This is a genomic window from Arthrobacter sp. ASL1, from assembly GCF_056680475.1.
This window is the reverse complement of sequence record NZ_CM155284.1, coordinates 1,675,979-1,697,919: the sequence shown is the minus strand read 5'-3', so window position 1 is coordinate 1,697,919 and position 21,941 is coordinate 1,675,979. Positions and strand designations below refer to the sequence as shown.

The window sequence follows — 21,941 nt, the reverse complement described above, 5'->3', positions numbered from 1 at the left end:
AATGAACGAGCTGATCGCGATAGCAGATGCACTCGGCGTTCCGCTGGGCCAACTCACCGGAAACACCATTGCCGAGCGCCTGGTGTGTGCCGCGCGGACTACTGATGTCCAGTCGATGCGGGGGATGCGTGACGAATTGGCCTATTACTTCGAAGTCGAGGACTACCTCGACCGCCAGGCAATTCCAGAGCCGGCATGAGCGCGGAAGCGGAGGGGAGGACGCGGGCCGAGGAGTATCGGCTCGAACACGGGCTGGGAGTCCAGCCGCTGGGGGATTTGGTCGCACTGATCGAGCAGCTGGAGCAGGCAGATGTTGCCATTCTGCGCGTCGATGATCCGGAAGCCCACGGTCTAAGCATGCGCGACCTCAAGACGGGGCGGGTAAAGATCGCCGTCGCGTGTACACGGCACCCGATGAGGCAACGCAGTACCTTGGCACACGAGTTGGCCCACATCGTGTTCGCCGACCATCTGGATCCGAATACTGAAGGTTGGGGGGAGCCTGGTGCAGAAGAGTCCCGGGCAAATTCCTTCGCCCGTCATCTCCTCGTACCCCTCGGAGGACTCGCGGCTGCCTTGGGCTCGCCGGTCGACCCAGTTATTGACGGAGACCTCGTTTCGTCGCTCGTTCAGCGGTACTTGGTTTCCCCGCAGATGGTGGTCATTCAGTTGGCCGAGGCCGGATATATGACGTTGGCGGAAAAGCAGGCCTGGCTGGCGACGAGCTCTCCGAAATTGGCTGCCCGGTACGGCTGGATGGATCAATACCGGTCGCTTTCCAAGGATTCGGATACCCCAAGAAGTCCGCAGCGGCTCGTGGCACGGGCGACCGATGCCTACCTCCGAAATGCCCTAAGTTTAAATGCTGTTGCGCGCTTGCGGGGAGCTTCCGCCAAGGACATGCGCGACGAATTCGAAGAGTTGGGGCTCTTTCCACAAGAGTCGGATTACACCACCTCTGGTTCACACGGATTGGCCCCGTCTGGAGAAAATGTCATTGATCTGAGTGAGCTTGATGACCTGCTCAGCGTGAATGAGTCAGCGAGCGCAGATTCGGAAGAGAAGTGAGTCGCCCGGTCATCATAGACGCGGGACCGTCCCTGAACTTCTTGGCGACAAAAAACGAACGCACGTTGTTCAGTGTCGTCGGCAAAGGGAATCATGGCGCCCGAGACAGTAAGGGAAGAAGTACTTGCTAAAAGCGACGCGGATCCGCGTTTCGGAGCTGCCTCCGGAGTTTGGAAGAAGCTTGAAGGCTCCTGGATTGACGTCTTGTCGGATGAAGTGACCCCGGAACTCGAGGCCGCTGCACAGATGGTCCTGGGCAGTGCGTTAGCGCCACGAATGCGAACGGCCAAGGACCTCGGGGAAACCATGGTCGTAGTCCACGCAGTGGTCTTGGCAGATGCCGGCCAGGATGTCGATGTCATTATCGACGACCTGGAGGGGAGGGCCCTGGCGAACGACCAGCGAACGAGGCTCGATCGTGTCCGCGCCATGGGCCGGGAAGTCGGCCGTCTGGCCCTGCGTGGTACGGAGGATATCTTGTCTGTCGCAGCCGGTTCCCGGGAAATTCCAGACAAGGTCGCGATGCGCAAGATCTACAACCAACTTCGTCAGTGCGACGATGGATTGGTTCACATCGACCAGACGCAACTCATGTCGAAAACCGTCTGGGGCTAGAGACCAAAGTGGGCTCCGCCGTCGTGCGCTGTCCTACTTTCCCAGCAGAGTGGTTCCGCGCAGTGCCTTGCTGACGCGCGAGGCGACATCACGCAGCAGGACGGCGACCTGCGGGGAGCGCGCGGCGAAGTCGGCCGGGTCCATCGACACCGCCACCGATCCCACCGTCTGCCCGGCCGGCGTGGTCACCGGCGCGGCCAGGCAGGAGGCGCCGCGGATGAACTCCTCGCGTTCGATGGCGATGCCCGAGGTCCGGACCCCGTCCAGTTCGGCGGCGAAGGCCACAGGGTCGGTAATCGTCGCAGCGGTCATCTCCGGCATGCCGTGCCGGGCGAGGTACGCGCTGCACCGGTCGGCGTCCATCGCCGCCAGCAACACCTTGCCGAAGGCGGTCGCGTGCGCCGCGTCGTTGAACCCGAAGCCCATGGGGGTGATCCGGGGCCGGGCCGGTGAGTCGATGACGTGGGCGACGACGATGTCCTCGCCGCGGTGGACCGCATAGTAGGCGGCGGCGTCGGCGCGCACATGCAGCTCGCGGACCAGCCGGGCCACGGACGGCGGGGTGCCGACCTGGCGGCGCAGTGAATTGTCCAGGGCGTGCAGCTTGTAGCCGAGCCCGTAGCGGCTCTCGTCCTTCAGATGCACCAGGTGCTCGGAGGCGACCAGGGTCTTCAGTAGCCGGTAGACCGTCGGCAGCGGCATCTCCAGCTCGGCCGCGATGTCCTTGGCGCTCATGCCCCGGCTGTGGGAGGCGACCACGTCCAGCAGCGCGAAGGCCTTCTGGACCGAGGCCAGGCCATTCAGTGCATCGTTGCGTCCCATTCGACCATCTTCTCCGTAGCGGCCGCCCCGCTCCAACTTAAGACGGCCGCGGCGGCCCGGTCAGTCGACCTGCAGTTCGCCCATCCGGTCCCAGGCGTCGCCCTCGAGCTGGCGGCTGATGATCCGCGGGGTCTCGGCCAGGGCGGGCAGCATGTCCTTCATGGCCTGCTGGAAGTGGTCGCTCTTCACGTGCGCCTCGGCGCCGTCGTCGGCGAAGGCCTCGACCAGGACGTATTCGTTGGGATCCTCGAGGCTGCGGGACCAGTCGAACCATAGATTGCCGGGCTCGGCCCGGGCGGCCTCGGTGAACGAGCGGGTCAGCTCGGGCCAGCGGTCGGCCCAGTCGGGCTTGACGGGGAATTTGACGACGATGAAGATCACGGCTGGGTCCTTCCGGGAGGCGGTGCCCCGCGTCCTGCGGGGCGACTCTGGTCAGATCAGTCTCGCCCGTGCCGCAGGGTCCGGCCAACGGGCATTATCGGTGGGCGAGAACGCCATCCGCCGGTGGCCCCGAGCGCGTCATAGGGTGGAGGGAATCCCGACCCGAACGTGCAGAAAGGCGACCGCATGATGCTGAATTCCCTGAGGGCCGCGGTCGCGGACCCGGCCCGCGTCTCCGACCGCGCCATCGACCTGCACGCCACCGCCCACGATGCCTCGCACTTCCTGCTCATCCCGCAGGCGGTCGTGACCGCCGCCAACGCCGGGGAGGTCGGCGCGCTCATGGCCGCCAGCGCCGCCCAGGGCGTCCCGCTGACCTTCCGCTCCGGCGGCACCAGCCTCAGCGGGCAGGCGGTCTCCGACGGCGTCCTGGTCGACGTCCGCCGCAACTTCCGCGACATCGAGGTGCTCGACGACGGCGCCCGCGTGCGGGTCCAGCCCGGCGCCACGGTCCGATCCCTGAACAACCGGCTGGCCCGGCACGGCCGCCGGTTCGGCCCCGACCCGGCCTCCGAGGTCGCCTGCACCATCGGCGGCGTGGTCGCCAACAACTCGTCGGGCATGAACTGCGGCACCACCGAGAACACCTACCGCACGCTCGAATCCATGACGCTCGTGCTGCCCTCGGGCACCGTCATCGACACCGCCGAGCACGACGCCGATGCCCGGCTCCGCGCGCTGGAACCGGATCTGCACGACGGGCTGGATCGCCTCGCCCGCCGGGTCCGCGGCAACCCGGCCTCGGTCGCCACCATCCGCCACCAGTTCTCGATGAAGAACACCATGGGCTACGGGCTGAACTCCCTGCTGGACTTCGAGACGCCGGTCGAGATGCTCGCCCACCTGGTCATCGGCTCCGAGGGCACGCTCGGCTTCGTCGCCGAGGCCGTGTTCCGCACCGTCGACAAGCCCACCCACACCGCCACGTCCCTGCTGGTCTTCCCCGACCTCGCTGCAGCGAACGCGTCGCTGCCCGGGCTCGTGGACTCCGGTGCCGCCACCGTGGAACTGCTGGACGCCACCTCGCTGCGCGTCGGCCAGTCGCTCAAGGACACCCCCGGAGTCGTCGCCGACCTCACCGTGCGCGACCACGCGGCGCTGCTGGTCGAATACTCCGCCGGGCAGGCCGACGAGCTCGCCGAACTCCGGCACCGCGGGTCCTCCCTGCTGGGCACCCTAGACCTGGACTCACCGGCGGAATTCACCACGGACGCCACCGCCCGCGCCTCCCTCTGGCACCTGCGCAAGGGCCTCTACGCATCGGTCGCCGGCGCCCGGCCGCAGGGGACCACGGCGCTGCTGGAGGACGTCGTCGTCCCCGTCCCCGCCCTGGGGCGCACCTGCACCGAACTGATCAAGCTGTTCGGCACGTACGGCTACCAGGACAGCGTCATCTTCGGCCACGCCAAGGACGGCAACGTCCACTTCATGCTCACCGACGGCTTCGCCAGCGACGCCGAGCTCGACCGCTACAGCGCCTTCACCGAGGACATGGTCGACCTGGTCCTGGGCGAAAACGGCTCTCTGAAGGCCGAACACGGCACCGGCCGGGTGATGGCCCCCTACGTCCGCCGGCAATACGGCGACGAGCTCTACGACGTCATGCGCCGCATCAAGACGCTCTGCGACCCCGCCGGCATCCTGAACCCCGGGGTCCTGCTCGACGACGACCCGCGGGCCCACCTGCGCCACATCAAGACCGCACCGCCCGTCGCCGAGGAGGTCGACCGCTGCGTCTCCTGCGGCTACTGCGAACCGGTTTGCCCCAGCAAGGACATCACCCTGACCCCGCGCCAGCGCATCGTGACCCTGCGCGCCATTGAGACCGCCCGCCGCGCCAGCGACACCGCACTGGTCGCCGAGCTCGAACGCGACTACGACTACGAATCCGTCCAGACCTGCGCCGTCGACGGCATGTGCCAGACCGCCTGCCCGGTCGACATCAACACCGGCGACCTCGTCCGCAGGCTCCGTCAGAACGACGCCGGTGCGCTGGCAGGCGCCGGATGGAACCTCGCTGCCAAGCACTGGGGTCCGGTGACCCGCGGTGCCTCCCTGGCATTGACCGTCGCCCGAAAGATCCCCGACCCGGCCATCCGCCCGGTCAATCAGGCCGCCCGGACCGTCCTCGGCGCCGACAATGTGCCGCTGCATTCAGCCGAGCTGCCCGGCGGCGGATCCTCCCGGCGTCGTCCAGCACCCGATGGCCCGCCGGCTGCGGTCTACTTCCCGGCGTGCGTGGGCACCATGTTCGGCCCGGCCGGCAACGGGCCCGGCGTGCAGGCCAGCTTCGAGCAGCTCGCCGCCCGGGCGGGCATCGAACTGCTCGTGCCACCGGCCATCGACGGGCTGTGCTGCGGAACCCCGTGGTCGTCCAAGGGACTGGCCGCAGGCAAGGAAACCATGCGTGAACGGGCGGCCGCCGCGCTGCGGGAGGCCACCCGCGACGGCGAACTGCCGATCGTCTGCGATGCCTCGTCCTGCACCGAGGGCCTGATCCACGCGATCGAGGCCGACCAACCGGGGTCGGGGGAGCGGCCGCTGCGGATCATCGACGTCGTCGAGTTCACCGCCAAGCACATCCTGCCTGGCCTGCCGGACGCCACGAAGCTGCCGTCCCTCGCCCTGCACCCTACGTGCTCGTCGACCCGCCTCGGGTTGAACCCGGCACTCACCACCGTTGCCGAGGCCGTCGCCGAACGCGTCGACGTACCGGACAACTGGGGTTGCTGCGCGTTCGCCGGGGACCGCGGGATGCTCCACCCCGAACTCACCGCGTCCGCCACCGAGCGGCAGGCGCGCGAGATCGCGGCCTTCGACTCCACGGCGCATGCCTCCTGCAACCGGACCTGTGAACTGGGAATGACCCGGGCCACGGGCGAGGACTACCGCCACGTTCTGGAGCTGTTGGACGAGGCGACCGCCCGCTGACCTACGATTCGTGGACGAGCAGCCGGATTCCCTCGGCGGCTTGTGGTTCCTCGAAGATCCCGTCCAGATGGCGGATGTCGCCTGCGGTCAGGACGTGGGCGTCGGCAACGCCCGCAACAGCGCGGCGTTCGGCCCGGGCGATGGCCGTTTCAACGGGCACGCGGACGTGGTGGAGAACGACGTCGAAGCCCTCGTCGCGGGCTCGTGAGGACCATTCGGCACGCCGCGCACGGCTCCACTGGTTCCAATCCAGGACCACGTCGGTGCCCGCTGACAGTACCCCGGCGGCGGTCTCCCAGATGAGTCGTTTGCAGGCCTCGGCGCGCTGCGTAGGCGGGGGAGTCACTCCCCGTGTCGGGGTACAGGCGGATCATCCAGGCATCGAGGGTGAACCGAACCATCGGGGCGGAGCGCTCGAGTTCCCGGGCCAGTGTCGTCTTCCCAGCACCGTTGAGTCCGCAGAGGAGGTGGACTGCGGGGCCGACCCGATCCACGTTCCGGGCACGGGCACGGGGCGATGGTGTAGCCGACATTGGGCATTCTGCGGAGACGCTTTCGAGAAGCGAACGGTCGCAGGCGGGAAAGCCCCGTAGGATCGCGTTAAGCGAGGAGAACTTGCGAGATGCAAGCTCGAAACGAAGGTGGCAGCCCGTGGGCGTTCCGCACCAGCCGAGAATTTACCGTCCCGAATCGCCGTGTGGGACAGGCGCTTTGGTGTTGGCCGGTTCGAGTGGTCGGGTCGATTCCCAACGAGCAAAAGTTCTGGCTCAAGCAGGTGTCGTGGCGCTGCCGCTCCGATGGTTTGGCGGTGACGGCTTGCAGCCGGGACCGTGGGAAGTTCCCATCGAAACCTTTTCACGTGCCTTGGATGACCTGGCTCCCGAGGTCGACCGACTGGTGGCCGTCGGAACTTCATTCGGCGCCGAAGCAGCATTGGTTGCTTCGACTCTGGATTCCCGGATCGAGGCCGTTGCAGCGTTCGCGCCGTCTTCTGTCGTGTGGGCAGGCTATGACGAGCGCGGGCAGCGCTATGCATCGCATTGGACGTATGCCGGCGTTCCGCTGGACTATCTCACTCCAGCACCCCCAGAGAATGACGACAACGGGAACCCGCCGAGCTACGTTTCGAGGTTTGAAAGGTCGATGTCTGTTGCTTCCGAGTATGAGCTGGCTCGGGCGGCAATCCCGGTAGAACGTATTCCGGAGGTTTTGCTGATCAGTGGTGGCGACGACCAGGTTTGGCCGGCTGTTCGCTTCGCTCGTGACATAGTCGAGCGCCGGGCTGCTCACGGCTTGACGACCGTGTCGATCACTTCAGAGCATGCAGGGCACCGGACGGTCCTGCCTGGGGAGGAACCGATTGCAAGCGGGGCAAGGATGCAGCGTGGGGGGAGCCTCGCTGCTGACCAGTGTCTGGGCCGCGAGGTCTGGGTGCATCTCGGTCGGCTGCTTCGGGCACGTAGTTGACAAAGACATGGCGCGCAGTCCGAAATGAGACGCTAATGCAAGAGGCGATTTCATCGCGGAGCGCGGAGGGGGGAGCTTACGAGCCCTGCCCCGCATAGGATTCCTCATATGGGATGGGGAATGTGAGGACATCTGAGGCGAGTCCAATAGTCCCTGTCCATCTGGTTGAATGGGCGGATGGCCGATCCCGGATATTTGCAGCCGTTCGTCGTACCTGACTTAGAAACTCAGCGGCGCCGTGAAGGCATGCTGGACATCTACTGGCCCGCTGAAGACGGGGATGAAACTCTGCCGGCGATCGTCTTCATCCACGGTGGTCCCGTGCCGGCGGACCTGCAGCCCTCTCCGCGTGACTGGCCGGTCTACGTGGGCTATGGATCATTGGCCGCGGCCACCGGCGTAGTTGGCATCACCGTAGATCATCGATTGCACGAAATTGCTGACTATCCCACCGCAGCGGACGACATTGCGGAGGCCGTTGATCAGGCCCGCGCCCTGCCGGGCGTGGATTCCGATCGGATAGCACTGTGGTTCTTTTCCGGCGGCGGTCTGCTAAGCGCCGATTGGCTCCGGCAACCACCGAAGTGGCTGCGCTGCATTGCGGCAACGTATCCATTGTTAGCCCCACTGGGGCCGATGCCGAGCCGCGACGTCAACGGTCGGTTCAGCCCGGCCGAAGCCGTGACCACGAGCGGCAACTTGCCCATCCTCTTGACGCGGGTCGGCCGAGAGCGCCCAGAAGTAGCCGCCACTGTGGAAAACTTCGTTGCTAGCGCGCAGCGATCGCACGCGGACCTGGAAGTGCTCGACGTGCCCGAAGGCCAACATGGGTTCGACATGCTCGATCACACCGACGCTTCCCGCGCAGCGGTCGTACGGGCCGTTGAGTGGGTCAGCTCGGCGCTGAACGGCTAAGCCCACTCCTTGGCAATATCCCGCCAGAGGGTTCCCTATCCAAGGTTATTAGTGACCAGTAGCCTGGATCTTCCCATGAGGCTCAACGGCAACTGGCGCTGTCCCGCAAAGGGTTGCCCAGCGGATCGAAGTGTTCCACCGCTGGGAACGGATCGTAGAAGTGGTGCAGCAGGGACTTCCACTGGACGTAGGCCTCGGACCTCCGGAAACCGTGGGTGTGGTCCTCCAATGATTCCCATTCGACCAGCAACAGGTACGTGCCGGGCGACTCGAGTCCGCGCGACAGGCTGATGTTCCTGAACCCCGGCGACGCGGCAATGATCGGCTTAGCTGCGGTGAACGCCTGTTCGAATTCCGCCTCGCGGCCGGGGTGTACGGGCAGAAGGGCATTTTCGAGGATCATGCGCCCATCTTTCCAGAACCACGGGGCGCCGAATTGCCCGACGCCGCGTCATGTGGCGGCAGCAAAAAGGCCCGAGAGCGTGGCGCTCCCGGGCCCTATGCGCCCCGCGGCAGGTCAGGCGTCGACGCGCTCGGTGGCCTCGCCGGCTTCCTGCTGGGCAGGTGCTTCGTCCGGCAGGCGCCTGACGAAGAACGAGCACACGATCGTGGCCAGCCCGAGGATGCCCCCCACGAAGAACGCCTTTTCGGTACCGGCAACCACGCTGGCCTCGGCGGCCACACCGCTTGCCACTGCCGTGGCGGTTCCGATCGTCATGGCGGCAATCAGGACGGCGGTGCCGGCGGCGCCGCCGAGCTGCTGCAGGGTGTTCATGATGGCGCTTCCATGCCCGTAGAGCTCCCGCGGCAGGGCGCCCAGCGCGGTGGTCATCAGCGGGGTCATGAGCATGGCGAAGCCGATGCAGAACAGCACGTGCATGGCGACGACCAGGCCCAAAGGGGTCCCGGTTGTCACGGTGCTCAGCCACCACTGGCCGGCGGCCAGGATGAAGGCGCCGGGAATGACCAGGGGGCGCGGCCCGACCTTGTCGTAGAGCCGGCCGATCACCGGGGAGATGATGCCCTGGACCAACCCGCCGGGCAGCAGCAACAGGCCGATCGTCAGGACGCTGATGCCCCTGCCGTTCTGCAGGAAGATCGGGATGACCATGACCGTTCCCAGCAGGGTCCCCATCAACAGCATCAGCATGGCCACCGAGATACGGAAGTTGTGGACCGCGAACGGGCGCAGGTCCAGCAGGACCGAACCGGTCTTCTGCAGCGTGCGCTGGCGGCGGATGAACACGGCCAGCGTCGCGGCTCCGACGACCAGCGCGATGAGGGGGCCCCAGGAGCCGTGGATCAGCTCACCCATGGAGGACAGCGCGTAGACGATGCCACCGAAGGCAACGGCGGAGAGGACCACGGAGACAACATCAAGGGGTGCCTTGCGCGTCTCGCCGGAGGTCCTGATGGCGAAGGCACCGACGAGGAAGACGATGACGGCCACCGGGACCATCAGGCCGAAGACCCACCGCCACGACAGCGAGTTCAGGATCAGGCCGGACAGTGTCGGTCCGACGGCCGGAGCCACCGAGATCACGATGGCGTTCAGGCCCATGACGGTGCCGCGGTAGGCCACCGGGACCATGGTCAGCGTGGTGGTCATCAGGACCGGCAGGATGATGGCCGTGCCGCTGGCCTGGATGACACGAGCAGCCAGCAGGACCGCGAACGACGGGGCGACGGCGGCCAGGACGGTGCCGGCAATGAAGAGCAGCAACGCCCACATGAACAACCGGCGGGTGGTGAAGCGCTGGAGCAGGAAACCAGTGGTCGGGATGACGACGGCCATGGTCAACAGGAAGCCGGTCGTCAGCCACTGGGCGGTCGTTGCCGTGACGTCGAATTCCACCATGAGGTTGGGCAGGGCGACGCTCAGGACCGTCTCGTTGAGGATCATGATCATGGCGGAGAGGACGAGGGCCGTGATCGTCGCGGTGACGCCCTTGCCGACGGCGCGTTCGGGCTCGGAAGAGGGGTGTTCCCGATGCTGGGAGGTGGTCATCAATGCCTTGTCTGGTGTGGGGGCCGGGAAGCAGCACGGCCTCGGGACGGGCGGTACTCCACGTCCTCGGAACGACGGCCGGGGTGCGCCAAGGCGCAACGGTGGCCGTACTCTGCTCACAATTACTTATAAAAGCATAAGTGTTTAATCGAGGTCAGGCAAATGACGACGACGGCGGATGGTCACCCCTTGTTGATGAGGGCTGCCAGGCGCGCCAGATGCGGCTCGCTGAGCAGCAACTCTTCCTGCTGTGCCGGCGGGAGCCGCCGGGCGGCGGTCTCCAGTGCGTCGGCCCAGGAGGACTCGATCACTTCCTTGATGTGCGCCGCCTCGGCCGTGGTGTGCAGGGTGACATACCGCTTGTCCGTCGAGTCGCGGTTCCGGGTGACCAGGCCCCGACCGACCAGGTCCTTGAGCTGGGTGCTGACGTTGCTGAGCTGGCGGTCCAGCCGGGCGGCAACCTCGGCCACGGTGATGCCGGGATTGACCTCTATCACCCGCAGGATGTCCAGCATCCCGTTGGGCAATGGCTGGTATCCGGTGGCCTCGTGGGCGGAGCGCCTGATGTGCTCGGAAACGTCGACCAGTGCTGCGGCCAGCTCCCGGTATCCGGTCTGCGGCGCTTGATCCGCGGCTCTGCCCGTGTTCATCGACCCATCATAGGTTGCGGCTGCTGTGCCTAGGAGTCGTGGGCGACCACTCGCACACCCTCCCGGGATGGAATTCCTCGAAGATCCGCGCCAGGTGCCGAATGGCCCCAGGGGTGAGGGGTGGGCGGCCGGGGTTTCCTCCGCGGCGTGGCGTTCGGCTCGTCCTAGCGCAGTCTCCACGGGAACGCGGACGTGGTGGAGGATGACGTCGAATCCTTCGGTCCTGGCCCGGCGGCCCATTCGGCGCGCCGAGCCCGACTCCACTGGTTCCAATCCATCACGACGTCTACGCCTGCCCGGAGTGTTCGGACGGTGCTGTCCCAGATGAGCTTCTTGCCGGTCTCCGCCCGGACTTGACCGGGGCGCTCTCAGGTATCGGAACGAAGCGGTCTGCCCGACATCTTTCGTTTGGATTCATGCTGCAGCAGCACCTCGCTTATATGATGTGGATCACCTCCAAGTCCTTCATGGCGGGCGTCGATGATCCGACTGCTCCGAGAATCCCACCGCACCGCATCCTCCGATCGGAGAGACCGGCCCCCGCCTGTCCGGGGAGCTGAGCGCGGTCCGCCGGGACTACTGACGATCTTCGAAAAGGTAACCACTATGTGCCAAGACCACGAGCCCACCCCGGGCGCCAGCAATACACCTAATCTTTCCCGACGAGCCACCTTGGCCGGGCTGGGCGGTGCGGCAGCCTTGGGGCTATCGGCCATGGCCACACCCGCGCAGGCCGCGCAGAGCGCCCCAACGAACCGTCGGCACCGGCGCGCGCCAGCGGAACTCGTCCTCCTGGGAACCCAGGCGGGCCCACCACCCGAGCCTGACCGGACCGGCATCGCCTCCGCCCTCGTCGTTGAGGGCAAGACGTATCTCGTGGACTGCGGCCGTGCCGCCGTCACGCAGTACATGCGGGCCGGATTGACCCTCGATTCGTTGGAATCGGTGTTCATCACGCACCTGCATGCCGACCATCTCGCGGACTATTACAACTTCATCCTCCTCGGCGGCCACATCCCCAACGGCGAAGGCGACACCCTCTCGGGTCCGCTGGACATCTATGGGCCCGGATCAGCGGGCGGGCTGCCGGGCAAGTTCGGCGGAGGAAAGGCCCCCGTGGTGAATCCCGACAGCCCCACCCCGGGCATTGCCGAACTGACCGAGCGCATGCACGAGGGCTACGCCTACAGCCACAACATCTTCATGCGGGACATGGATGTCCGCGATCCACGGGAACTGGCGAGGGTCCACGAAATCGGCGTGCCCGACGTCGGCGCCACCTACCAGAAAACGGCACCACCGATGAAGCCCTTCACGGTGATGGAAGACGACCGGGTCAAGGTCACCGCTGTGCTGGTCCCTCATGGTCCGGTGTTCCCGAGTTTTGCCTTCCGCTTCGACACGGACCATGGGTCGGTCACCTTCTCGGGGGACACCGCGCGGTCTGACAACCTGATCCGGCTGGCGCAGGACACCGACATACTCGTCCATGAGGCGGTGAGTGTCGAGGGAGCCGATATGCCCGCGGCCACCCTGGACCACATGCTCCAATCGCACGTCATGGTCCAGGACGTCGGCCCCATTGCCGCCGCCGCAGGTGCCAAGCATTTGGTGATGTCGCATATCGCAGACTTGGCGGAAAGCCCGATCGACGCCCGCAAGTGGGCTTCCTGGGCGCGGCGCGGGTATCACGGACGCGTCACCATCGGCTCCGATCTGCAGCGATTCCCACTGCAGCGCTAACTGGGCTGGTCACCTGGTGGCGTTGTACGCCGCGACGAGCTCCAGCGCCCGCTCGGCGGCAGGGCGGGCCAGCTCGACGTCCTCGGGGATCAGGCCGATGCGGGTCCTGCGTTCCAGCAGGTCCTCCACGTCGACGGCACCCTCATGGGTGATGCCGAAGATGAGCTCGGCCAGCGTGGCCGGCAGGTGCGGCGAAATCGGGGCCAGCAATTCGGCGTCGTCCAGGCCGGTGACGGTCCGGGCGTTCTCGAGCACCAGCTGCGCCTCCGTGCCGAACCGGCGGACGAGCCGCGGGTGGCCTTCGAACCGGGCGAGCGCATCGCGGGAAGCCGCGCCGAGCAGCGGCAGGTTCCGCGTCCTGCATTTTCCGCCGGCGAGGCCGGTGGCGTCGACGGCGTCCTCGGCCATGCGCCGGTAGGTGGTGAGCTTGCCGCCGACGATGGTGATGACCCCGCTCGGTGAGGTGAGGACCGCGTGCTTGCGGGAGAGATCCGCCGTCGTGCCGTCGCTGTCCAGCAGTGGACGCAGCCCGGCGTAGGCTCCGACGACATCGCCGCGACGCAGGGGCTTGTCGAAGGCGGTCGAGACGACATCGAGCAGGAAGCCGATCTCCGACTCGGTGGGCTCGGGGATATCGGGGATGTCGCCGGGGGCGTCGACGTCGGTGAGCCCGACGTAGATCGTGTCGTCCGGCTGGGGGAGCAGGAACATGAAGCGGCTGGTGCTGCCCGGGATGGGGACGGTGATGGCGGCGTGCAGGCGCGGCAGGGTGCCGGCGCGCAGGACGAGGTGGGTGCCGCGGCTGGGCTTGAGCTTGACGTCGACCAGGTCGCCGGCCCAGACGCCGGTGGCGTTGATGACCGTACGTGCCGTCACCGTGCGGGTGGCGCCGGTGGTCTCGTCGCGCAGCTCGGCGCCCGTGCCGGTCACCGAGAGGGCGCGAACGCGGGTGCGCGCGTCGGCGCCGTGGGCGATCGCGGTGCGGGCCAGGCCGAGCACCAGGCGGGCGTCGTCCTCGAGCTGTCCGTCCCAGGAGAGCAGTCCGCCCCGCAGCCCTGCCCCGCGCAGCGACGGCGCCATGGCGAGGGCCTCGGTGCGGGTGACGCGGCGGGGGCGGGGCAGCGTGTCGGCGCTGGTGCGCGCGGCCAGCCGCAGCAGGTCGCCGGCGATGAATCCGGTGCCGGCCAGTGCGGCCTGGCGCCGGGTGACGCTGGACATCAGCGGCAGCAGCATCGGCAGCGCGTGGACCAGGTGGGGCGCCGTGCGTTCCATGAGGATGCCGCGTTCGACGGCGCTTTCGTGGGCGATGCCGACCTGCCCGGTGGCCAGGTAGCGCAGGCCCCCGTGGACGAGCTTGCTGGACCACCGTGAGGTGCCGAAGGCGACGTCGTGGGCGTCGACGGCGAGCACGCTGAGCCCGCGGGAGGCGGCATCGAGGGCGACGCCGGCGCCGGTGACGCCGAGGCCGACGACCAGGACGTCGATCTCCCCGGAGAGGTCGTGAAGGCCGTGGCCGATGGAGGTGGGCGAGGTGTTCATGCTGTCAGCCCCTGGGTCAGCAGCGCAGCGAAGGACGAGGCGAGCTCCGCCTCGGCGATCCCGGCCGGGTCGGTCATGGTCTGTGCCGAGATCGCCAGCCCGTGGGCGGCGAGGACGACGGTACGCGCCAGCAGGACGGGGTCCCCGGAGCGGATGTGCCCGGCTCGTTGGCCGTCGGCGATCTGGTCGGCGAGGAAGGCGAGGACCGCGTCCTGCGAGCGTCCGCGGCGATCCAGCAGGTAGGGGAGCAGCAGTTCCGGGTCCACGTCCAGCACGCGCCGGAACAGTGCGTTCGCCCGCAGGGCCGCGACCGCGGTGGCGGCACCGTTGGCGACGTCCGCGGCGGTGGGCGCACCGTCGTCGTGCCCGGTGGGGATGGTGGCCATGATGCCCTGCCATTCGCGGGTCATCAGGTCCCCAAGCAGGGACTCCATGTCCGGCCAGGTCCGGTAGATCGTCATCCGGGAGACGCCGGCGCGGCTGGCGACGTTGGTGAGTGTGGTGCGCTTCCAACCGACGTCGAGGATCGATTCCCGGGCCGCGTCCAGATAGCTGTTGTGACGAACTGACATCATGTGTCACACTGTAACACATGACACAGAGCCATGAGATGCATCCCACACGTTGGGGCAATCCGTCAGCAGCCACTGAGCTGTCCGCCGACATGCGCGGACTCATCGACTTCGCCGTGGGCGCCACCCGCGACACCCCGGCGCTCGCCGAGGTCGCGGTTCCCGCCGGCGTTCTCGCGCCGGAACTACTCGAAGGCCTGCGCGGCCTGCTTGGTGCGGAAAATGTGCTGACCGACGATGCCGACCGCCGCCTGCACACCCGCGGAAAGTCGACCCCGGACCTGCTCAAGGCCCGCGCCGGGGACCTCTCCGACGCCCCCGACGCCGTGGTCCGCCCCGGGAGCGCGGCGGAGGTGGAGGCCCTCATCGCCTTCGCCGTCCAGCACCACTTGGCCCTGGTCCCCTTCGGCGGCGGTACCTCCGTCACTGGTGGACTGGCCGTGGACCGCGATGGTTTCGCGGGCATCGTCTCGGTCGACCTGGCCCGGATGAAGGACGTGCGCGATGTCGACACCGAGTCCATGACCGTCGTGCTCGAGCCCGGCCTGCGTGGACCGGAGGCCGAGGCGACGCTGGCCGAACGCGGGCTGACGCTGGGGCACTATCCGCAGTCGTTCGAATACGCGTCCATCGGCGGGTTCGCCGCCACCCGTTCCTCGGGCCAGTCCTCGGCCGGGTATGGCCGCTTCGATTCCATGGTGGTGGGCCTGTCCGTCGCCACCCCGCAGGGCCCACTGGAACTGGGGACCGCGCCGGCCAGCGCCGCCGGACCCGACCTGCGCCAGCTGGTGCTCGGCTCCGAGGGCGCGTTCGGCATCATCACCGCTGTGCGCGCGCGGGTGCGGAAGCTGCCCGCCGAAAAGGTCTACGAGGCGTGGACGTTCGAGTCCTTCACCGCCGGATCCGAGGCCATGCGCCACCTGTCCCAGAACGACCTGCTGCCCACCGTGCTGCGCCTCTCGGACGAGACCGAGACGATGATCAACCTCGCCTCGCAGTCCGACGTCGGCGGCGAGGCCGAGGGCGGCTGCGTGATGATCGTCGGGTACGAGGGCCAATCGGTCGCCACCCGGCGCGAACAGGTCACCGAGGCGCTGACCGGACTCGGCGGAACGTCACTGGGGGAGGAGCGCGGCGCCGCGTGGGCGAGGGGCCGCTTCCACGCTCCCTACCTCCGCGACTCGCTGCTGGACGTCGGCGTCTTGGTCGAGACGCTGGAAACCGCCACGTTCTGGTCTAACCGGGAGAACGTCTACCAGGCGGTCAAGAAGTCGCTCAAGGCAGAACTGGGCGACCGGCGGATCGCGCTGTGCCACATCTCCCATGTCTACGAGACCGGCTGCGCGCTCTACTTCACCATCGCCGTCTCCGAAGCCGAGGACCCACAAGCCCAGTGGGCCTCCGCCAAGGCGAAGGTCAGCCAGGCCATCATCGACGCCGGCGGCACCATCACCCACCACCATGCGGTCGGCACCGACCACAAGCCGTGGCTGGCGCAGGAGATCGGTCCGGTCGGCGTTTCCATCCTGCGTGCGGTCAAGCGGGAACTTGACCCCACGGGCGTGCTGAACCCGGGCGTGCTGATCCCATGAGCCGTTCCTTCGCGTTCCTGGTGAACCGCTCCTCCGGAGGCGGCTCCGGGATGCGGGCCGTGATCCCGGTGGCCGGGCTGCTGCGCGAGGCCGGGGCGGACGTCGAGGTCTCCTATTCGCCCGGGCCACGGGCCACACTGGAGGCCATCGGGGCAGCCGTCGAACGCGGCGCCGTGGTCGTCTCGGTCGGCGGCGACGGGATGCTCTCCTCCATCGCCGGCGAGGTCTCCGGGCTCGGCGGCACGTTGGGGATCCTGCCCGCCGGCCGCGGCAACGACTTCGCCCGCATGGCCGGCCTGGACCACGATCCGGCCGCGATCGCCAGGAACCTGCTGGAGGCCGAGCCGGTTCCGACCGACCTGATCAGTGCCATCCTCCCCGGCGGGGACCGTCGGACAATCGTCGGTTCGGTGTATGCCGGGGTCGACGCGCAGACAGCCGACCTGGTCAACCAGATCCGCTGGCTGCCCCGCAAGCTGCAGTATCCCGCTGCGGCGGTGACCTCCCTGGCGCGGTTCGTCCCCTCGACCTTCGCCCTGGCGATCGACGGAGCGGAACGCACGGTGACCGCTGCCTGCGTGGTGGTGGCCAACTCCGGCTACTACGGGTCCGGGATGAAGATTGCCCCGTCGGCCTCCATCGACGACGGGGAGCTCGACGTCGTCATCATCGAGGCGGCCGGGAGGGCGGACATGCTGCGGGCGTTCCCCAAGGTCTACGACGGATCCCATGTTGGGCTGGAACAGGTCCAGGTGGTGCGCGGAAAGTCGATCAGCATCAGTGCGGCTCCCACGGCGGCACTCGGAGGTGACGGCGAGCCGCTGGGGATGCTCGGGGCCGACGCCCTGCAGATTGACGTGGCCCCCGGCGCCCTGCGGCTGCTGCGCTGAGGCCCGTGTCGCGATCGAACCCCGCGGGATCCATGGACCAATTGTTACCGGGATCAGGATCCCGATAGATTGAGCCGAGGGCCGTCGTCGGCCCCCGGAACCCGAAGGAGCACCCATGGCGCAGGAGCGCGGACCGTCCACCTCCCTGGACCGGACGGTGGAGTGGGTCGATACCGACGCCGCCGGCCACCAGCACAACTCCGCCATCCTGCGTTGGATGGAAGCCGCCGAGGCGCAGCTGATGCGCGAGCTAGGACTGGTGGACTACTTCCCGCTCAGCCCCCGCGTGCAGCAGGTCGTGAACTTCCGCGACCGGCTCTGGTTCGGGCAGCGGATCACCGCCACCGTGTGGGTCGAACGCGTCGGCAACGCCTCCCTGGTCCTCGGCTTCGAGATCACCGGCCACCCCTGCGACCGCTCCGTCGGCGGCCTGGCGGCCGACGGGACCGTCACCACAGTCCACGTCCCGCTGGGCGAAGACCGTTCCGCCCCGTGGCCGGAACCGATGCGCGCCCGACTCGCGGGGGAGCGGCCATGACCGCCGGGACCGTGCCGGATGTGACGAGCGGAGAAGGCATCCCCGCACCCGTGGTGCGGCACCAACAGCTGATCGTTACGCTCTTCGGCCTGTACTGCCGGGCGCCCGGCACCGCGCTGCCCGTGGCCAGCCTGGTCTCCCTGCTCGGTGACCTCGGCTACGACGCCCCCGGAGTGCGATCTGCCGTTTCGCGCCTGAAGGCCAAGGGCGTGCTGCGCAGCACCCGCAGCAACGGAGTGGCCGCCTACGAACTCTCCGAGTCGTTGCAGACCGTCTTCGCCGAGGGCGACCAGCGGATCTTCGCCGAACGCCGCGACGACGGCGACCGGTCCTGGCTGCTCGCGCTCTTCTCCGTGCCCGAGGCCCAACGGCACCTGCGCCACCGCCTGCGCAGCGTGCTCTCCGGCCTGGGGTTCGGCACCGTCGCCGCCGGGGTCTGGATCGCCTCCGCAGGCGTGGCGGATCGTGCCCGTGAGCGGCTGGCGGCCCAGGGGCTGGACCATTTCGTCGAGTTCTTCCGCGGGGACTACCTCCTTGAAGGGGACATCCGTGCCAAGGTCGCCACCTGGTGGGATCTGGAATCGATTGACGAACTGATCGGTGAGTTCCTCGAGGTCTACGCCGGTGCCGACCAGGCGTGGGAACGGCGACTTGGCGGGAACTCCACGGGCGCCGTGGCCGACGCAGAGACGTGTCGTGACGCGTTCCGCTATTACATCCCGTTGCTGACCCTCTGGCGCCAGCTGCCCTACCGCGATCCCGACCTGCCGCTGGACCACCTGCCGGAAGGATGGCGCGAGCCGGCCGCCCGTCGGGCGTTCACCCGCACCCACCAGCTCATTGCCCCGCTGGCCGAGCAGCACGCCCGGCAGATCATCGACGGCTGAACCTCCAGGGCGCAGGTGGCGCCGGTGGTGATTTAGTATTTTCCCCGACCGCCTCTGCGGACAGCACCCACCTCGAAGGAAGGCGCCATGCCGATTACCACCATTACCGTTGACCTGGATGACGACGAATATACGTACCTGGTGACCGCCTTGAGCGAGTATCGGGACAGCTACGCCGCCAAGGTGCAAGAGGCCTCCGAGCAGGGGATGGCCGACGAGCACTCCTCCTCCGAGGCGGGCGCCATCGACGAGCTGATCGGAAAATTCGAGGAAGCCGTCGACGACGCCAGATAAGACGTCGCCCCACGGCATGGACCGTGGCGACGGCGAGAAGACCACGGCGGGGCGGAACCTGGATGCAATGCACCCGGGTTCCGCCCCGCCGTCGTTCTGTTGCCGGCGAGCGCCGGCGCATCGTCAGGGCGCGGAGATGACCGCGACGCCCTGGATCTCGATGAGGGCCTCTTTTTGCCACAACCGTGAGACGCCGATGCCCGCCATGGCCGGGTAGCCGGTGCCGGCCATGTCCCGCCAGATGCGCCCGATCTCGCGGCCGTGGGCCATGTAGTCGTCCACGTCCGTGAGGTAGATGGTGACGCTGACCAGTTCCTCCGGGCGGCCGCCCGCTGCCTCGAGCGTGGTGAGCACGTTGGAGAATGCCTGTCGGAACTGCTCGACGATGCCGCCCGGGACGATGTTCATGTCCTGGTCCAGCGCGGTCTGCCCGCCGAGGTACACGGTGTTTCCGGCCAGGATCCCATGGGCGTACCCGGAGGGCTTGGGCAGCGACTCGGGGTTGATGGTCTGGTGGGCATTTGCTGTCTGGATGGTCATGTCCCCTCCTGGGAAGAAAAACTTTCGGATGTGGCCTATTGCACATTCCGTCGTGCGTGTTAGGTTGATCATATGTTGCGACCGTAAAAAAGTCGACATATCGATTTCGAGCAAAGGAACACCGGATGAAGCTGGCCACCCTGCGCACCGCAGCGGGAACCACCGCAGCCGTCGTGGTCGACGGCGGATACCTGCCCCTGGACGCCCCCGATGTCGGGGCGCTCCTGGCCCGCGACGGCTGGCGGGAGTCCGTCGCTGCGGCCCTGGCCCACGGCCTCACCGATGCCATCCCCGCAGGCCAGACCGACCTGGCCGCCGTCGTCCCACAACCGGCGAAGGTCATCTGCTGCGGCCTGAACTACGCGGACCACATCCTGGAAATGGGCCGCGAGCTGCCCGAGTACCCCACCCTGTTCGCCAAGTTCGCCGACTCGCTCACCGGACCGCGGGACGCCCTGGCGCTGCGGGGCAGCGAGAAGGTCGACTGGGAGGCCGAACTGGCAGTCGTCGTCGGCCGCGAACTCTCCCACGCCGACGAAGCCGAGGCCGCCGGTGCGATCGCCGGGTACTGCGTCGCCAACGACGTCTCCATGCGCGACTGGCAGCACCGCACGCTGCAGTGGTTGCAGGGCAAGGCCTTCGACGCCAGCACCCCGCTGGGCCCGGTGCTGGTCACCGCCGACGAATTCGGCGACAACCCCTCCTTCACGGTGCGCGGCTACGTCAACGACCAACTGGTACAAACCGGCGACACCTCCACGCTGGTCTACGGCCCGGCCCGGCTGCTGTCCTACATCTCCGCCTTCACCACCCTGCGCCCCGGAGACGTCGTCCTGACCGGAACCCCCGGCGGCGTCGGCGCCGGCATGAAACCGCCACGCTTCCTGTCCGACGGCGACATCCTGACCACCGAGATCGATGGCCTGGGACGGCTGGAGAACACCGTCAACTTGATCCCCGCCGCGGTCGAAACCACCGCGGTCCACGCCTGAACCCGAACCAGCAAGGAGAACCACGATGAGCACCAGCACCGACTACATCCTCGAAGGCGACAACAGCCAGTACGCCGACGCCGGCGGACACGTCGTCCCGGTCGTCACCCGCAGCGGCGAGGAGGACACCAACACCGCCCAGTCCGGGGACTGCGTCCGCGTTTCCGGCGTCTCCATCCAGCACACCCCGGCCACGAAGCTCTGGTTCGGCCAGGTCTCCAACGTTCCCGGCTACCGCTCCCTGCCGCACCACCACGCCGAAGCCGAGACCGGCGGCTACGTGCTGCGCGGGCACGGCCGCATCTACTTCGGGGAGGACTACTCCGAATACCTGGACATGAAGGCCGGTGACTGGGTGTTCGTCCCGCCCTTCATGCACCATGTGGAGGCCAACATGTCGGTGACCGAGGAACTCGTCTGGATCACCGCACGCACCCCCGAGAACCTGGTCGTGAACCTCGAGGACGTCCCGGACGAGACCCTCGCCGATTACCGGAGGGCCTGAACCATGGACGCCACCACCGAAACCCGGATCCACGCCCCCGATACTGCGGAGACCTTCCTGCGCTCCATCGAGCTCACCGCCGTGGACGGTCCGGCCGATGCCTCCTTCGAGGCGACCACGCAGTACGTCCCCTGGCCCAAGGCCTACGGGGGCGACATGACTGCCCAGGCCACCGCCGCCATGCAGGCCACCGTGGGTGCGGACCGCACGCTGCACTCGATGCACAGCTACTTCATGCGCCCCGTCGACATCGGTGCACCGGTGCGTTACGACGTCGAGATGCTGCGCGACGGCCGCGGCTACTCGACCCGCAGCGTCCGTGGCATCCAGAACGGCAAGACGGCGTTTACCGCGCAGGGTTCCTTCCACGTCCGCGAAGAGGGTCCGGAGTTCCAGCAGCAGGCGCCTGCCGCCGTCGACCCCGAGACGCTGCGCACCGCCGCCGAGGCCCTGGAAGGTACGGAAGGCCCGGCCAGCGAGTACTGGGCCCATGGCCGCAGCTTCGACATGCGCCACGTCCCCGGACCGCTGTACCTGTCCACGGAGGGTGGCACCGTCGCCAGCCAGGCCGTGTGGGTCCGTGCCTTTGACACCCTGCCGGACGCGGCCGACGCGAAGTCGACCGCCGACCGGCACCGCACCGCACTGGCCTACGTCTGCGACTACACCATCCTCGAGACCCTGCTGCGGGTCCGCGGACTGAACTGGTCCAGCCCGAACCTGGCGACCGCTAGCCTGGACCACTCCATGTGGTTCCACCGCGACGGCCGGGCCGACGACTGGATCCTCTACGCCCAGGACGCCGTGTCAGTGCAGGACAACCGCGGGCTGGCACTGGGCCGGTTCTTCGACCGCGACGGCCGGCTCCTGGCCACCGTCGCCCAAGAAGGCATGATCCGCGGCTAGACCGCACCCCTCCCATCACGCGAAAG

23 protein-coding genes and 1 pseudogene are annotated in these 21,941 nt (G+C 67.7%); 15 read left to right on the top strand and 9 right to left on the bottom strand.

Features of this window, described 5'->3' with window-relative positions; all coding sequences use genetic code 11:
- Position 1 precedes the first annotated feature (1 nt).
- The 3 genes from AC1MEQ_RS08005 (at position 2) to AC1MEQ_RS07995 (ending at position 1,683) form a co-directional block, all read left to right on the top strand.
- On the top strand, positions 2-199 hold the full coding sequence (locus AC1MEQ_RS08005; protein ID WP_479796190.1) for a hypothetical protein: 198 nt from the start codon (positions 2-4) through the stop codon (positions 197-199).
- Entirely contained in the window at positions 196-1,068 is an 873-nt protein-coding gene (locus tag AC1MEQ_RS08000; protein ID WP_479795539.1) for an ImmA/IrrE family metallo-endopeptidase, read from the top strand. The genes AC1MEQ_RS08005 and AC1MEQ_RS08000 overlap by 4 nt, the downstream gene beginning before the upstream one ends.
- 93 nt (positions 1,069-1,161) lie before the next feature.
- Positions 1,162-1,683 carry a PIN domain-containing protein gene (locus tag AC1MEQ_RS07995; protein WP_479795537.1) on the top strand — a complete coding sequence of 174 codons (522 nt, stop codon included), beginning with the start codon at positions 1,162-1,164 and terminating at the stop codon, positions 1,681-1,683.
- Positions 1,684-1,716: 33 nt separating this feature from the next.
- Here the strand turns inward: AC1MEQ_RS07995 and AC1MEQ_RS07990 are convergent, their stop codons facing one another.
- Together AC1MEQ_RS07990 and AC1MEQ_RS07985 are read right to left on the bottom strand one after the other, a co-directional pair.
- Positions 1,717-2,505: an IclR family transcriptional regulator gene (locus tag AC1MEQ_RS07990; protein WP_479795535.1), complete on the bottom strand. Its 789-nt coding sequence runs from the start codon at positions 2,503-2,505 to the stop codon at positions 1,717-1,719.
- A 60-nt stretch (positions 2,506-2,565) separates the two neighbouring features.
- Positions 2,566-2,886 carry a putative quinol monooxygenase gene (locus tag AC1MEQ_RS07985; protein WP_479795533.1) on the bottom strand — a complete coding sequence of 107 codons (321 nt, stop codon included), beginning with the start codon at positions 2,884-2,886 and terminating at the stop codon, positions 2,566-2,568.
- Positions 2,887-3,075: 189 nt separating this feature from the next.
- Between AC1MEQ_RS07985 and AC1MEQ_RS07980 the strand changes: the two genes are divergently transcribed.
- Complete coding sequence (locus AC1MEQ_RS07980; RefSeq protein WP_479796089.1) at positions 3,076-5,877, top strand: FAD-binding and (Fe-S)-binding domain-containing protein; 2,802 nt, start codon at positions 3,076-3,078, stop codon at positions 5,875-5,877.
- Position 5,878: 1 nt separating this feature from the next.
- Here the strand turns inward: AC1MEQ_RS07980 and AC1MEQ_RS07975 are convergent.
- Positions 5,879-6,410 (bottom strand): annotated as a pseudogene (locus AC1MEQ_RS07975) (P-loop nucleotide/nucleoside kinase family protein).
- Between the two features lie 247 nt (positions 6,411-6,657).
- Here AC1MEQ_RS07975 and AC1MEQ_RS07970 point away from each other — a divergent pair.
- Together AC1MEQ_RS07970 and AC1MEQ_RS07965 are read left to right on the top strand one after the other, a co-directional pair.
- Entirely contained in the window at positions 6,658-7,344 is a 687-nt protein-coding gene (locus tag AC1MEQ_RS07970; RefSeq protein WP_479795531.1) for an acyl-CoA thioester hydrolase/BAAT C-terminal domain-containing protein, read from the top strand.
- Positions 7,345-7,521: 177 nt separating this feature from the next.
- Positions 7,522-8,259, top strand: a complete 738-nt coding sequence (locus tag AC1MEQ_RS07965) for an alpha/beta hydrolase (protein ID WP_479795530.1) — start codon at positions 7,522-7,524, stop codon at positions 8,257-8,259.
- Between the two features lie 82 nt (positions 8,260-8,341).
- Here the strand turns inward: AC1MEQ_RS07965 and AC1MEQ_RS07960 are convergent, their stop codons facing one another.
- The 3 genes from AC1MEQ_RS07960 to AC1MEQ_RS07950 all read right to left on the bottom strand — a co-directional run bounded on the left by AC1MEQ_RS07960 (position 8,342) and on the right by AC1MEQ_RS07950 (position 10,917).
- Positions 8,342-8,662 carry an antibiotic biosynthesis monooxygenase family protein gene (locus AC1MEQ_RS07960; protein ID WP_479795528.1) on the bottom strand — a complete coding sequence of 107 codons (321 nt, stop codon included), beginning with the start codon at positions 8,660-8,662 and terminating at the stop codon, positions 8,342-8,344.
- A gap of 114 nt (positions 8,663-8,776) precedes the next feature.
- The gene (locus tag AC1MEQ_RS07955; protein ID WP_479795526.1) at positions 8,777-10,267 is read right to left on the bottom strand and encodes an MDR family MFS transporter; all 1,491 of its coding nucleotides are present in this window, start codon (positions 10,265-10,267) and stop codon (positions 8,777-8,779) included.
- Between the two features lie 182 nt (positions 10,268-10,449).
- Complete coding sequence (locus tag AC1MEQ_RS07950) at positions 10,450-10,917, bottom strand: MarR family winged helix-turn-helix transcriptional regulator (RefSeq protein WP_479795524.1); 468 nt, start codon at positions 10,915-10,917, stop codon at positions 10,450-10,452.
- A gap of 606 nt (positions 10,918-11,523) precedes the next feature.
- Here AC1MEQ_RS07950 and AC1MEQ_RS07945 point away from each other — a divergent pair.
- Positions 11,524-12,660 carry an MBL fold metallo-hydrolase gene (locus tag AC1MEQ_RS07945; protein ID WP_479795522.1) on the top strand — a complete coding sequence of 379 codons (1,137 nt, stop codon included), beginning with the start codon at positions 11,524-11,526 and terminating at the stop codon, positions 12,658-12,660.
- A gap of 9 nt (positions 12,661-12,669) precedes the next feature.
- Here the strand turns inward: AC1MEQ_RS07945 and AC1MEQ_RS07940 are convergent, their stop codons facing one another.
- Together AC1MEQ_RS07940 and AC1MEQ_RS07935 are read right to left on the bottom strand one after the other, a co-directional pair.
- On the bottom strand, positions 12,670-14,199 hold the full coding sequence (locus AC1MEQ_RS07940; RefSeq protein WP_479795520.1) for a glycerol-3-phosphate dehydrogenase/oxidase: 1,530 nt from the start codon (positions 14,197-14,199) through the stop codon (positions 12,670-12,672).
- Positions 14,196-14,774, bottom strand: coding sequence for a TetR/AcrR family transcriptional regulator (locus AC1MEQ_RS07935; RefSeq protein ID WP_479795518.1), 579 nt, complete (start codon positions 14,772-14,774; stop codon positions 14,196-14,198). The genes AC1MEQ_RS07940 and AC1MEQ_RS07935 overlap by 4 nt, the downstream gene beginning before the upstream one ends.
- A gap of 17 nt (positions 14,775-14,791) precedes the next feature.
- On the opposite strand from AC1MEQ_RS07935, the gene AC1MEQ_RS07930 reads away from it, so the two are divergent.
- From AC1MEQ_RS07930 to AC1MEQ_RS07910, 5 genes are all read left to right on the top strand, one after another.
- The gene (locus tag AC1MEQ_RS07930) at positions 14,792-16,363 is read left to right on the top strand and encodes an FAD-binding oxidoreductase (RefSeq protein ID WP_479795517.1); all 1,572 of its coding nucleotides are present in this window, start codon (positions 14,792-14,794) and stop codon (positions 16,361-16,363) included.
- The gene (locus tag AC1MEQ_RS07925) at positions 16,360-17,253 is read left to right on the top strand and encodes a diacylglycerol/lipid kinase family protein (protein WP_479795515.1); all 894 of its coding nucleotides are present in this window, start codon (positions 16,360-16,362) and stop codon (positions 17,251-17,253) included. Before AC1MEQ_RS07930 ends, AC1MEQ_RS07925 begins: the two co-directional genes overlap by 4 nt.
- 115 nt (positions 17,254-17,368) lie before the next feature.
- On the top strand, positions 17,369-17,791 hold the full coding sequence (locus AC1MEQ_RS07920; protein ID WP_479795513.1) for an acyl-CoA thioesterase: 423 nt from the start codon (positions 17,369-17,371) through the stop codon (positions 17,789-17,791).
- Positions 17,788-18,678, top strand: a complete 891-nt coding sequence (locus tag AC1MEQ_RS07915) for a PaaX family transcriptional regulator (protein ID WP_479795511.1) — start codon at positions 17,788-17,790, stop codon at positions 18,676-18,678. The genes AC1MEQ_RS07920 and AC1MEQ_RS07915 overlap by 4 nt, the downstream gene beginning before the upstream one ends.
- A gap of 87 nt (positions 18,679-18,765) precedes the next feature.
- Positions 18,766-18,972: a hypothetical protein gene (locus AC1MEQ_RS07910; protein WP_479795509.1), complete on the top strand. Its 207-nt coding sequence runs from the start codon at positions 18,766-18,768 to the stop codon at positions 18,970-18,972.
- Between the two features lie 123 nt (positions 18,973-19,095).
- Here AC1MEQ_RS07910 and AC1MEQ_RS07905 read toward each other — a convergent pair whose 3' ends face one another.
- Entirely contained in the window at positions 19,096-19,512 is a 417-nt protein-coding gene (locus AC1MEQ_RS07905; protein ID WP_479795507.1) for a RidA family protein, read from the bottom strand.
- Between the two features lie 125 nt (positions 19,513-19,637).
- On the opposite strand from AC1MEQ_RS07905, the gene AC1MEQ_RS07900 reads away from it, so the two are divergent.
- The 3 genes from AC1MEQ_RS07900 to AC1MEQ_RS07890 are packed head-to-tail and all read left to right on the top strand — an operon-like array spanning position 19,638 to position 21,915.
- On the top strand, positions 19,638-20,504 hold the full coding sequence (locus AC1MEQ_RS07900; protein ID WP_479795505.1) for a fumarylacetoacetate hydrolase family protein: 867 nt from the start codon (positions 19,638-19,640) through the stop codon (positions 20,502-20,504).
- 25 nt (positions 20,505-20,529) lie between these two features.
- A complete protein-coding gene (locus tag AC1MEQ_RS07895) occupies positions 20,530-21,009 on the top strand; it encodes a cupin domain-containing protein (protein WP_479795503.1) in 480 nt (159 codons plus the stop codon).
- Positions 21,010-21,012: 3 nt separating this feature from the next.
- Positions 21,013-21,915 carry an acyl-CoA thioesterase gene (locus tag AC1MEQ_RS07890; protein ID WP_479795501.1) on the top strand — a complete coding sequence of 301 codons (903 nt, stop codon included), beginning with the start codon at positions 21,013-21,015 and terminating at the stop codon, positions 21,913-21,915.
- Positions 21,916-21,941: the final 26 nt, after the last annotated feature.